This is a genomic window from Pseudomonas agarici (assembly GCF_900109755.1).
GTDB lineage: Bacteria > Pseudomonadota > Gammaproteobacteria > Pseudomonadales > Pseudomonadaceae > Aquipseudomonas > Aquipseudomonas agarici.
The window spans coordinates 168,666-180,952 of sequence record NZ_FOAR01000009.1 but is presented as its reverse complement, the minus strand read 5'-3'; the positions used below and the strand labels follow the sequence as shown (position 1 = coordinate 180,952).

Below are 12,287 nucleotides of genomic sequence, written 5' to 3'. Positions count from 1 at the left end.
TCAAACTAAAAAAGTTCAAGGCGTTGTTTATGGCGCGCTACTTTCCTATTTTTTTGTGTGCAATTTTTTTAAGTTGCTTCTCGTTAGCATGCACTATCCTTCTGATGACAAGCGCTTACTTTAAAGGTTATCCCGGACACACCAAATACATGACAATTGTAGTTATCTTTGTATCAACAACACTAACGATGTTCAATTATCTGGTGCTGCTTGGCCGTCCAGGGGCGATATGGGGTGTTGTTGCATTCAATGTGCTTTGCCTATGTTTGATACTCTCACTCACAGGCAATACGCCTCATTTTATCGCCTATATAACAGGGATTATTCTTCCACTTTTGAGCCTACTAGTTCTTAATAGCCAACGCCACCGCGAAATGCGCAAGTTCCTTGTGACGGTTCGTCAGCTACGAGAAGAACTTCAGCAGCATTACAAAGGGCGTCGGCGCCGCCGCTGATGCTTACTCTGCAAGTATAAAGTCCGTCGCAACGGGAGTACTTTATGAAAATTATAGATTTTTATGATTTGGAGCGCAAAAAATTCAAGGCGTTTAAGGCGCGCTATTTTCCTATTTTTTTGTGTGCATTTTTTTCAAGCTCCTTCTCAGCATCATGCACTATCTCTCTGATGGCAAGCACTTATTTTAAAGATTACCCCAAGCGCGCCACATATACGATAATTGTAGCTATCCTTGTATCAACAATACTAACGATGTTCAATTACCTGGTGCTGCTTGGCCGTCCAGGGGCGATGTGGGGTGTTGTTGCATTGAATGTGCTTTGCCTATGTTTGATACTTTCACTCACAGGTAATACGCCTCATTTTATCGTCTATATAACAGGAATCATTCTTCCACTTTTGAGCCTACTAGCCCTCAATAGCCAACGTCATCGCGAAATGCGCAGGGTCCTTGTGACGGTTCGCCAGCTACGAGAAGAAATTCAGCAGCGTTACAAAAAGCGTCGGCGCCGCCGCTGATTGCCGCCAAACATCGCACGCCCAGCCGTCCTGACGAATATTTTATCTGCTCCTGATGTTATCCCTGCGCCAAGGCCTTGCTTCCCGTGCCCATCCGCCGGAAGCTAGCCGTCTTGAAGGAGAACACTGCGCATGAACCTCGACGAACTGACCCAACGCCTGCACGGTATCCGCGATCGCAACGACTGGAAACCATTCCACAGCCCGAAAAACCTGGCAATGGCCGCCAGCGTGGAAATGGCCGAGCTGGTGGAGATCTTCCAGTGGCTGACGGAGGATCAGTCGCGCCAGTTGCCCGCGCAAGAGCTGGCCCATGCCGGGCAGGAGGTCGGGGACATTATCCTCTACCTGCTGTTGCTGTGCAGCGAGCTGGGGCTGGACATGAACGCAGTGGTGCGGGCCAAGCTGGCCGACAGTGAACGGCGGTTCGGCCAATGAGCGACCGCCATTTCGATCAATTGGCCACCCGCTTCGCGGAAAAAATCTACGGTGGCGCCAAGGGCGCGATTCGTCTCGCGGTACTTCAGGCCGATCTTATCGAAGCCCTGCCGGATCGACCGTTGCGGGTGCTGGATATCGGCGCTGGGCTGGGCCATATGTCGTTGTGGCTGGCCGAGCGCGGTCATCGGTTGACCCTGGCCGAACCCGCCGAGCCGATGCTCGAAGGCGCGCGCCAGCGCTTCGCCGAGGCGGGACAGACGGCGACCTTTATCCAGGCGCCGTGGCAGAATCTGCTCGGGCAACTGACCGAACCCTACGATCTGGTGCTATGCCATGCGGTGCTGGAGTGGCTGGCCGAACCCCATGCGATCCTGCCGGTACTGCACCAACTGACGCGCCCGGACGGCCAATTGTCCCTGGCCTTCTACAACCGCGATGCGCTGATCTATCGCAATTTGCTCAAGGGCCATTTCCGCAAGATGCGCCAGAACGACATGGCCGGCGAAAAGCACAGCCTGACTCCACAACAACCGCTTGATCCACGAGAGCTGGCAGCGCAACTTGAAGGTCAATGGACAGTCGAAACCCAGAGTGGCGTGCGGGTTTTCCATGACTATATGCCGGTCGAATTTCAGGCCCGCACCGAACTGGCCGATCTGCTGGAAATGGAGTTGGCCCATCGTCGCCACCCCAGTTTTGCCGGGCTAGGGCGTTACCTGCACTGGATTTGCCGTCCGGTGTAACGCGGAGGATGCAATGAATCGCTGTTTTATCGTGTTGACACTGTGCCTTGGTTTACTCGCCTGTTCGAGTCCGAACCCTTATATCGCTGACTCGCGGCCGATCCCGCCGGCACCAGCGCAGGCCGCCGCAACCCTGGACCTGAGTGCCTACCCGGCACCCGCCCGTGACTATGGCCGCTACCGTACCTGGGCCTGGCTCAATGACCGGCTGCCTGCCGGCACCCCCTGGGCCGACCCGGCGCAACTGGCCGAGATGGTCGGCAACGCCCTCGACGAACAAGGTCTACGGCCCCGTCGCGAGGGCACACTAGCGGACCTGCGGGTCAGCGCCGAGGTGCATATGGAAAAACGCCTGCGCCAGGTCCAGGAAGACTACGGCTATGCCGGCGCCTACGGGGGTGGTCCTTACCGCAACCGCTACGGTATGTATAACAGCGTGCCGATCGTGCGCACCTATGAGGTCCAGGTGCTGGTGGCCCGCATCAGCCTGTTCGATGCCGCGACCGCTCAGCCTATCTGGAGCGCCAGCGCCGAAACCGCCAGCCAGGGCAATCAGCTCGAACGCGCGGACGCCTTACGCGCGGCGGTGCACAAAGCCCTCGCCGCCTATCCACCCAGCTAATTGGCAACCGGAGAAAAATCATGTTCCGCCGTTTCGCTTTAGTGGCTTTCGCGGCGCTGCTCAGTGCCTGCCAAAGCACTCAGGTCAACCACGACTTCGACGCCAGTCGCGACTTCGCGGCTTACCGCAGTTGGAGCTGGAAAGAACCCGCTCTGCAGTATCGACCCGACGATCCACGGATCAAGAGCGACCTGACCGAACAGCGTGTTCGCCAGGCGGTCGCTGAACAGCTCGACCAGCGCGGCTTGCGCCCGGCACCGGTAGGCGCCAAGGCCGATGTCAGGGTGCAGGCCTACCTGATCGTCGACAATCGCCGGCAGCAGGTCAGCACTTACTACGGCGGCGGCTGGGGCGGCCCATGGCGAGGTGGCGGTCTCTGGGGCACGCCGGGGTATAGCGAAGTCCGTGATGTCGACTATCAGGTGGCGACAATTCAGATCGACCTGCTCGATGGCCAAGATGGCAAGTTGGTCTGGCGCGGCAGTGCCGAACAGGTGGTCAATGAAACGCCGACCCCAGCCGAGCGCCGCGCCGCCATCAACAAGACGGTGGCTCAGGTGCTGGCCAACTATCCGCCCAGGTAGTGGTTCTCCTGGTGTCTGGGCAGGCCTCGCAGACCTTGATTTATCTAAGGCGCCCGTTGGTTTGTTGAATCGATCAGCGTGTCACCCGTGACCTGTAGGGCTTGCAGACTGTCACAACTGCTGTCCACCCTACCGCGGGAACCGCGTGGCTCGCTGCATGGCCCAACGCTGAAGCCCGTTGCCAAGCCCTCATCAGGATACACATATGCAAGTAGAGAATTTTTTCGAGTGGCTGGGACAGATATTGGGATCGGCGATTCGTTTTATCGTCGACGGGTTGAGCGGGCTGTTCAATTTGCTGACTCACGCCGGCGGCAATTTCGTCGACGGCCTGGCACGGGCCTTGGGCATGGAGACCTCGCTGATCAGCATCCTGATCCTGATCATCGGTCTGATGTTCCTCTACTCGGCGGTCCGCGCCTTCATGCGGGCCTCGATCATTTTCGGCATTATCTGGCTGATGCTCGGGTTGTGGCTGTTGAGCTGGATCATTCACTGACACTCACCGCAGCCGCCAAGACCAGCGCTACAATGCGCGCTCTTTCGAGGAGCCCGCATGTCCACGCTGATCGCTGACTGGCGCGACCGCCCAACCCATCGCCGGGTCTGGGCACTCGCGGCGCCGATGATCCTATCGAATATTTCCGTTCCCCTGGTGGCCCTGGTCGACAGCAGTGTGATCGGCCACCTGCCGCACGCCCATCAACTGGGCGCCGTGGCGGTAGGTGCCAGCCTGTATATTTTCCTCGCCTGGGCCATGGGTTTCCTGCGCATGGGCTCCACCGGATTCGCCGCACAGGCCGCCGGTCGCGGCGATGGCACGGCGCTGCGGCAGATCCTCTTGCAGGGACTGCTGCTGAGTCTGCTGCTGGCGGCATTGCTCGGGGCAATCGCCCTGCCCTTCAGCGACCTCGCCCTGAGGGTCATGCAGCCCTCCAGCGAACTGCATCAATTGACCCTGGATTTCTTCCACACCCGGCTGTTCGGGCTGCCGGCCGCCCTGGCCTGCTATGCCCTGGTCGGCTGGTTCCTCGGCACTCAGAACGCCCGGGCGCCGCTGGCAATCCTGTTGACCACCAACCTGATCAATATCGCGCTGAACCTGTGGTTCGTACTCGGCCTTGACTGGGGCGTAGTCGGCACGGCCCGCGCCTCGGTCATCGCCGAATGGACCGGCGCCCTGCTCGGCCTGGCGCTGACCGGCAAAGCCCTGCGCGCCTATCCCGGTAAGATCGCCTGGGCCGCGCTGGCGCTATGGGCCAATTGGCGACCGTTGCTGGCGGTGAACCGTGATATTTTCATCCGCAGCATGGCCCTGCAATCGGTGTTTTTCCTGATTACGGTGCAAGGCACCCGGCTCGGCGACGCCACGGTCGCGGCCAATGCCCTGCTACTCAACGGCCTGTTGCTGACGGCGCATGCTCTCGATGGCCTGGCCCATGCGGTAGAAGCCCTGTGCGGCCATGCCATCGGCGCCCGCGAGCGGCAAACCCTGCGCCGCTCGCTGGTCGTTGCCGCTGGCTGGTCGTTGTTAGCCAGCCTCGCCTTTGCCCTGCTGTTCCTGCTCGGCGGCCACCTGTTCATTGCCTTGCAGACCGATATTACCAGCGTGCGCGAAACCGCTTTCGGCTACCTGCCCTACCTGGCGGCGCTGCCCTTGATCGCAGTCTGGAGCTACCTGCTCGACGGCTTGTTCATTGGCGCCACCCGCGCCCGGGAAATGCGCGATGCCATGCTGTTCAGCGTGCTGCTCAGCCTGCCCTTTGCCTGGGCCTTGAGCGGCTACGGCAATCATGGCCTGTGGATAAGTTTCCTGCTGTTCATGTTGCTACGCGGCCTGACCCTGGTCGGTTGTGCCCTAAAGCTGTGCAAACAGGACCGCTGGTTCGACAATCCGAGTCATTGAAGCCGAGTATCACCAACGCTACCGGCGCCTGAGTCGACGTCACTCACTCGCGGGCCATCAGCCATGCGTTCGACTCCAGGTCACACGCAGGTTTGCCAGGCGCTCGCTCGGCGTGTCGCCCTGCAAGCCAGACGGAACCGATGCCGCCGGATACTGCGCGCGCAAACCCAGCCAGTCATCGAGGGTCTCGCTGTCGCGAAAGCCTTGGGCAATCCCTTCCTGCAGATGACCCCAGGTCCGGTCGTAATCATGGCCGCTGGCACAGCTCCACTGATAGGCATGGCGCTCCAGCAGGCAGGCTCGTAATCGCCGTTGTTGCATGGCACTAAGCCCCCTGCGGTGGCTCAGGGCGGGCCCCTCCAGGCATGGATTGATCAGTTGTAGCCAACCGAGACTGCCAACGGCCTTGTCGGCCCAGGTGCCACCGTGCCAGTAGAGCAGGATGATCGGCCCGAGCCAACGACTCAGTTCGCGGGCATCCACACCATCGAAGAAGTAACTGGCCGTCTGCGGATTGTAGTAACTGATCACCCCTTCGCGATCCGCGTCGAAGCGCACCAGCAGCATCTGCCGCAGATGCGCCAGCAAAGCCGCCACAGGAGCCCGGCTGAGCAGAAAAAGCCCGGCCCATTGGCGAGGCCAAGCCTGGCTCAGCTTCGCCAATGGGCAGTCCGGGGCCAGCCTCACCAGTCGCGGCCCCCAGTCACGCACGCCATGCAGTGGCGTGCCTTCGAACAACAAGTGACTCTCGTAGTTCGCGTAGCGTTCCTGCAACACCGCGACCAGCCCCGCAGAGCTGGGAATGTCCAGGAGCAGCCACAGCGTACTGGGCATCGTGCAATCAGCGTCCCTCATGGGACACCGCCCCGGCCATCCGCGGCGGCCCCCGGGCAATCACGGACAGCGGACCGCTCACTCGCGGGCGCGACTTGGCATAAAGGCACCAGCGGATGCCCCTCTCGCAGCCGCTCGAATGCCACCCCGCCAGGGCGCCCCGGCACAATCCGAGGCATTGAGGTCGAACGCCAGGCATCGCAGCGGCCAACGATCCGCGGCTGATCCGGATCGCCCCCCAGGAAACGTACCCATATCGCGGTACCTGGCTCAAGCTCCGCCGCCGATACCTGCCGCTCACCTGCTGTCGACTCGGCGAGCGGCAGCCAACAATCACTCTCGCTGGCCCACTCGCCCTGATAGAACGCCAGCAACCGCACCGCCACCTTCCCTGGCGCGTCGGATCTGGCCCCGTGTTTATCCGCCGCAACCACCCAGGCGCGAAACAGGCCGGACAGCAGCGGCTTCGGGTACCGGATCGGAATACGCAAGGCCACTTCCCAGGAGGTGGCGCGAAAGGTATTGCAGTAAATCATCGACTGCGGGTCCATGGGATTGCTGTCGCCACGATGCTCAAGGGCGGTGAGCAACCACAGACGGTTCCACGGCGCACATGGATGGCCCGACAACGGCATCAAGCTGGCACAGTGCAGCCCCGGCAGATCACTTTCACCTTGCGCCCAGTCCTGGGGACGTCCAGCGCGTCGACGGGAATGCCCCGACAGATTGACGCAAAAGTCCCGGACGCCCACGCCGTCCTCCGGACAGAAGCGTGCTGCGTGAACGTGCCGCAGGGCCTCCAGGCTGTCGGCGAACACCAGCCGATGATTGTCCCTGGCATGCTGAAAGTGAAAGTGAATCCCTTCTTCGGCACACAATCGCAGGATGAACTGCAGATCGGACTCTTCGAACTGCACGCAATACGGACGCAACGTGCAGCGGCCCTTCAGCGCAAAGCGAAAGTCATCTTCACCCAGACCGTGCTCCCCGAGCACCTGGGCAATAATGGCAGGCACCGATCGCTGCTGGAACAGTCGTCGTCGCCAGCGCTGTGCCAGACACCCCATACGAGGTCCCAGATGCAAGCGGTAATGGTCGTGCGCCAGGCCGCCACATCGCAGGTTGACGCCCTGTATCTGTGCGTGGATGCCCTGTCCGTCCGCCCCCAGAACCAGGAAACAACTGCGATACATCAATCCACTCAGGTCCGGTCCGGCTTCCTCGTTCAACACATCCAGCTCGAAAGAGAACAGCTCACTGACGGCCTCGTGACCGCGAAACGAGGTGACAGGCAGCGAATGAGACAAGCCGGCAACATCCAGACAAAAGAACGACTCGGTGACTGGATCGAACATGGGTTTTCCTCTACATGGACCGACTGGATGGAACCGACTTGAGATTCTCGCCGACAGACAAGATCGAGTAGAGGGCTGAAGAGACGTTAGGGAAACGACCTACACAAAACGCGGAACCGAGGAAGCCATCACTTTGCCTTCAGCCAACAAAAAACCCACCGCTAAGGGTGGGTTTTTCGACAATCAGACGCCGCCTACATGACTAAAGGAAAAAAACCTATATTAAAAGGGCTTCTTCCCAGGAACTCTCGGCCTTACCTCAAGAAGACAGGTAGGAAGAGCGGGTCAGACCCAAACGCAATGCGTCGAGGTACTGGGTCCGCTCTTTCACACTGATATTGGCGCTGGCAACTTTGTCGCGGTAGTGCGTCATCAACTCTTCCGGCGACAGATGCACATAACGCAGCATGTCCTCGATGGTGTCGTGGGTTTCGATACCGGCGTGGTACACCCTGCCATCCTCCTTCTGGTAGATGTTCACCGAGTCGGTGTCACCGAACAGGTTATGCATATCACCGAGAATTTCCTGGTAGGCGCCCACCAGGAAGATCCCCAACAGGTAGTCCTCGCCCTCGTTCAGCGCATGCACTGGCAGACTGGTCTCGATGCTCTGCTCGTCGACGTACTGCTTGATCTTGCCGTCGGAGTCGCAGGTCAGGTCTTGCAGCACGGCGCGGCGCAGCGGCTCCTCGTTCAGACGATGCAACGGCAGGATCGGCAGCACCTGGCCAATGGCCCAGGTATCGGGCAGGCTCTGGAACACCGAGAAGTTGCAGATGTACTTGTCGGCCAGCTTGTCATTGAGTTCGTCGAGCACCTGGCGATGCGAACGCTGGCGGGCCTTCAGCGAGTTGTGCAGGCGCCGGCAAACCGCGAAGTAGCATTGCTCGGCCAAGGCTTTCTCGGCCAGGGTCAACTTGCCGTCGGCGTACTGAGTGGCTACGTCGCTCATGTAGTGCGTGGCGCGCCAATAGGTTTCGGTGACCATCTCGATATCGGTAGGCCCCAGCAGCTCCACCAGCCATTGCACGGTTTCCGGCAGGCTCTCGGGGTTCTCGATATGCGGCACATCGTCGTTGTGCTTCTCGACATCCGTCACCTGCACCACCAGCACGGCGTGGTGAGCGGTCAGCGAGCGGCCGCTTTCCGAAAAAATGTTCGGGTGCGGCAGGTTCTGCGCATCGCAAAACTCCTTGAGCATGCCGACCACGACGCCAGCATAGTCATCCATGTCGTAGTTGATCGAGCTGGCATTGCGCGAGTGAGTGCCATCGTAGTCGACACCCAGGCCGCCACCCACATCGATATGGTCCACCGGCAGGCCGAGGTTGCGCAGTTCGCCGTAATAGCGGATCGCTTCCTTGAAACCGTACTGGTAGTCCGCCAGATTGGCGATCTGCGAACCCATATGGAAGTGCAGCAGACGAATGCCCTGGTCCAACCCCGCCGCTCGAAAACGCTCGACCACCGACAGCAGTTGCGCCGCCGACAGGCCGAACTTGGATTTCTCACCACCGGTGTCGGCCCACTTGCTCGAGGCCAAGGAGGAAAGACGTACCCGCAAACCGACCTGGGGCTTGACCTTGAGCGACGCCGCTTCCTCGATCACCAGCTCCACTTCGGACTCTTTCTCGATCACAATAAAGACGTTGTGACCGAGCTTCTGACCCATCAAGGCCAGACGAATGAACTCCCGGTCCTTGTAGCCGTTGCAGACGATAGTGCCGCCCTTTGGCGCCAGCGCCAGCACCGCCAGCAGTTCCGGCTTGGAACCGGCTTCCAGGCCGATGGAGACGTTCTGGGTGGCGATGATGTTCTCGATCACCGCTTCCTGTTGATTGACCTTGATCGGGTACAACGCGGTGTACTTGCTTTGGTATTCCAGGCGTTCGATGTTCGCGTCGAACGCGCCGGTCAACCGCCGCACACGGTCTTGCAGGATATCTGGGAAACGCACCAGTAGTGGCAGGGACAAACCGCTCTTGCGTAACTCCTCGACCTGCTCGAAGAGGTCGATAGGCGAACTGCTCGGACCGTTCGGACGAACTTCGACGCGACCGGCGTCATTGATCGCGAAATACCCGGCCCCCCAATGACGAATCCCATAAACACTGCGGCTATCCGCAACTGTCCACTGGCTGCCATCGTCTTTGCGTGTACGTCGTACGGACATCGAAGTCCCCTATAAATGAAGTCAAATAGCGCCACCTGGATCCAGGCTGCGCGCAGTCTAAAGAATGAAAATGACGATTCGTCTGCATCCAGGTAAGACCCCGGATCCAGATTGGAGTTTAGAGACAGTTCGGGAACAGGCTCTGTGAAAACCATGGGGACTGCCGCAGGGCCATGCTCATTCGGGCCGCCAGGTCAACTCCACGGTGGTTTTCACAGAGGCTGCTAGCCGCCGGACTTCTTCGCCTTGAAACCGTGTTTGCCCAATTCTGTCAACAGCAACTCGACGTGATCGCCCTGGATCTCGATGACGCCGTCCTTCAAGGCGCCACCGGTACCACAGCGTTTCTTCAACGCGGTTGTCAGTTCCCCGAGGGCGTCTTCGGCCAGCGGCACACCGGTAATGGTGGTCACCGTCTTGCCGCCACGACCCTTGCTTTCGCGACGCACACGGGCAATGCCATCACCGGCGGGGATCTGGGTTTGCTTGCAGATACAGGCGGCCACCGGCTGACGACAGTCCGGGCAATGTCGACCTGCGTCGGTGGAGAACACCAGGCCGCCGAGGGCGGCGAAGGATGCGGCTTTTTTGGCCACCGGCAATCCTCTTGGGAGGATAAAGACTGGTCGCCACGCCTGGGCAGGCGCCTGCGACCGCGAAGCCCCACTCAGGCAGGGGCAGCGCAACTCAATCGGCCAGGCCGCTTGAGCTTGAAAAGTCGCGCAGTGTAACGGCAAAAAGCCGGTGACCCAAGAGCCAATCGGCGCCATTTCATAAAGGTTTCGCGACCTGCGCTCCCTGCGCCCGCAAATAGCGCTTCAGCGCCGCCAGAGAGTCCGGGCAATAAGGCTTTTCCCCGGTTTCGCGCAGGACAGCATCGACCGGGATAAAACGCGCCTCCAGCACCTCTTCCGGCTGCACGTACAGCGGCCCATCCCAGACAGCACTGAACACCGCGCACCAGAGCCGGTTGCCTGGCTGGTCGAAGAAAAAATGCTCATGGGCAGTCAGCGCCACACCCCCCACCCCCAACTCCTCCTCCAGCTCGCGGGCCGCCGACTCGGCGTAGCTCTCGTCAGCCAGGACCATGCCGCCTGCCGCCACATCCCAATAACCGGGGTAGATGGCCTTGCTCAAAGTACGGCGATGCACGCACAACTCGCCGGCCGAATTGAACAACAGGATATAGGTGCCGCGACCGATCAGCCCACGTTCACGCAGCTCGGCCCGACCGACAGCGCCCAGCAACTGGTCCTCGCCATCGACCCAGGCGATCTGTTCGGCATCGGAGGCGAGACGATGGGCAGCCTCCTTCGGCGAGACATTCATCGATCAACCCTGGTTGAGCAGTTGGCGCAAGTCGATCACCGCAGCGTTGGCTCGCGAAATGTAATTGGCCATGACCAACGAGTGGTTGGCGAGGATACCGAAGCCGCCGCCATTGAGGATCATCGGGCTCCAGACCGGTTCCTGCGAAGCCTCCAGCTCACGGATGATCTGCCGCACGCTGACCGTGGCATTCTTCTTCGCCAACACATCGGCGAAGTCCACCTCAATGGCCCGCAACAGGTGCGACAACGCCCAAGCCTGGCCGCGGGCCTCGTAGAACACGTTGTCGATCTGCAACCACGGCGTCTCGACCACCTCTTCATCGACCTGCGGTGCCTGGCCGGGAATCACACTTTCGGTTTTCAGCGCGGTATTGAGCTTGACCCGTCCGACGCTGGCCGACAGGCGCTGGGACAACGAACCCAGACGCGTGGCGACATCGCCAAGCCAATTGTTCAGGTTGTCGGCACGGGCGTAGAACAGCGCATTGTTTTGGTTCGGATCGGACAGGCGGGCCTGGTAGCGAGTCAGGGATTTAATGCCTTCCTGGTATTCCGACTCACTGGACGGCAGCATCCAGCTTTTGTTGTCGAAGTTGAAACGCGGCTCCGCCTTAGCCAGGTCGGCATCTTCGGCCGACTGCGACTGCGAACGGGCGAAGTCCTTGCGCAGGGCACGGGTCAGGTCACGAACCTGAACCAGCACGCCGTATTCCCAACTGGGGATATTGTCCAGCCATAGACCGGGTGGAAAGCGGTCGTTGGAGAGATACCCGCCCGGCTTGCTCAACAGCGTACCGACAACGGTCTTGAGGGTAGCGACCGTGGTAAACCCCACGACCATCTTGCGCCCTTCCTGCTCGGCGGCGAGCTGGGCGTTCTGCTGCACGGGAAACAGCGCTGGCTCCTGGCTCCAGTACCAACCGAGCAGGATCGTCACCAACAGGTACAAGCCGAGCAAAGTCGCCAGGGCGCGACTCAACAGCAGGCTGCCGAAGTAGCCACGGGTCGCCGACTCGGGTTCGGCAGCACGATCCGGCGCGCTGCCCGCGCTTTTTTTCCAGTCCAGCATGGCTCTATCCTTTCAATCACTTGAGTTCATCGGTTCGACCACAACCCTACGTCATCGTGCCTTGCCTGCTTCGGCTTAAATCAACCGGGGCAAATAAAACCGGACGCCGCAGCGTTGTCATCCATCAGGCAACTATAAATCAAGCCATCCTAGGACGCTTCACACAAGCACCGTCCAATGGATAACGCCCACCACACAAGGCCTGCGAGCAGACCGACCGGTCACCTAATGAATCGGATAAATTAGTACCTGA

Annotated in this window: 14 protein-coding genes; 8 read left to right on the top strand and 6 right to left on the bottom strand. The window is 60.0% G+C overall.

Going from position 1 to position 12,287, the window contains the following annotated elements; translation table 11 throughout:
- Positions 1–29 precede the first annotated feature (29 nt).
- The 8 genes from BMX68_RS25435 to BMX68_RS11070 all read left to right on the top strand — a co-directional run bounded on the left by BMX68_RS25435 (position 30) and on the right by BMX68_RS11070 (position 5,272).
- The gene (locus BMX68_RS25435) at positions 30–455 is read left to right on the top strand and encodes a hypothetical protein (RefSeq protein ID WP_143063275.1); all 426 of its coding nucleotides are present in this window, start codon (positions 30–32) and stop codon (positions 453–455) included.
- Between the two features lie 44 nt (positions 456–499).
- Positions 500–976, top strand: coding sequence for a hypothetical protein (locus BMX68_RS11100; protein ID WP_074862160.1), 477 nt, complete (start codon positions 500–502; stop codon positions 974–976).
- A gap of 132 nt (positions 977–1,108) precedes the next feature.
- Complete coding sequence (locus BMX68_RS11095) at positions 1,109–1,414, top strand: MazG-like family protein (protein WP_017130173.1); 306 nt, start codon at positions 1,109–1,111, stop codon at positions 1,412–1,414.
- Complete coding sequence (locus tag BMX68_RS11090) at positions 1,411–2,160, top strand: methyltransferase domain-containing protein (protein ID WP_074862157.1); 750 nt, start codon at positions 1,411–1,413, stop codon at positions 2,158–2,160. The genes BMX68_RS11095 and BMX68_RS11090 overlap by 4 nt, the downstream gene beginning before the upstream one ends.
- A gap of 13 nt (positions 2,161–2,173) precedes the next feature.
- On the top strand, positions 2,174–2,782 hold the full coding sequence (locus BMX68_RS11085) for a DUF4136 domain-containing protein (protein ID WP_017130175.1): 609 nt from the start codon (positions 2,174–2,176) through the stop codon (positions 2,780–2,782).
- A gap of 20 nt (positions 2,783–2,802) precedes the next feature.
- Positions 2,803–3,366 (top strand): DUF4136 domain-containing protein, encoded by a 564-nt coding sequence (locus BMX68_RS11080; protein WP_017130176.1) that lies wholly within the window; start codon positions 2,803–2,805, stop codon positions 3,364–3,366.
- Between the two features lie 205 nt (positions 3,367–3,571).
- Complete coding sequence (locus BMX68_RS11075) at positions 3,572–3,865, top strand: hypothetical protein (protein ID WP_017130177.1); 294 nt, start codon at positions 3,572–3,574, stop codon at positions 3,863–3,865.
- A gap of 57 nt (positions 3,866–3,922) precedes the next feature.
- The gene (locus tag BMX68_RS11070) at positions 3,923–5,272 is read left to right on the top strand and encodes an MATE family efflux transporter (protein ID WP_017130178.1); all 1,350 of its coding nucleotides are present in this window, start codon (positions 3,923–3,925) and stop codon (positions 5,270–5,272) included.
- Between the two features lie 57 nt (positions 5,273–5,329).
- Here BMX68_RS11070 and BMX68_RS11065 read toward each other — a convergent pair whose 3' ends face one another.
- From BMX68_RS11065 to BMX68_RS11040, 6 genes are all read right to left on the bottom strand, one after another.
- Entirely contained in the window at positions 5,330–6,106 is a 777-nt protein-coding gene (locus tag BMX68_RS11065) for a DUF4123 domain-containing protein (RefSeq protein WP_017130179.1), read from the bottom strand.
- Positions 6,107–6,123: 17 nt separating this feature from the next.
- Positions 6,124–7,461, bottom strand: coding sequence for a contractile injection system protein, VgrG/Pvc8 family (locus BMX68_RS11060; RefSeq protein WP_017130180.1), 1,338 nt, complete (start codon positions 7,459–7,461; stop codon positions 6,124–6,126).
- Between the two features lie 259 nt (positions 7,462–7,720).
- Positions 7,721–9,634, bottom strand: coding sequence for an arginine decarboxylase (speA, locus tag BMX68_RS11055; RefSeq protein ID WP_017130181.1), 1,914 nt, complete (start codon positions 9,632–9,634; stop codon positions 7,721–7,723).
- Between the two features lie 224 nt (positions 9,635–9,858).
- The gene (locus tag BMX68_RS11050) at positions 9,859–10,230 is read right to left on the bottom strand and encodes a translation initiation factor Sui1 (RefSeq protein ID WP_017130182.1); all 372 of its coding nucleotides are present in this window, start codon (positions 10,228–10,230) and stop codon (positions 9,859–9,861) included.
- Between the two features lie 175 nt (positions 10,231–10,405).
- Positions 10,406–10,963, bottom strand: a complete 558-nt coding sequence (locus tag BMX68_RS11045; protein ID WP_017130183.1) for an NUDIX hydrolase — start codon at positions 10,961–10,963, stop codon at positions 10,406–10,408.
- Positions 10,964–10,966: 3 nt separating this feature from the next.
- Positions 10,967–12,034, bottom strand: coding sequence for a DUF2333 family protein (locus tag BMX68_RS11040; protein ID WP_017130184.1), 1,068 nt, complete (start codon positions 12,032–12,034; stop codon positions 10,967–10,969).
- Positions 12,035–12,287: the final 253 nt, after the last annotated feature.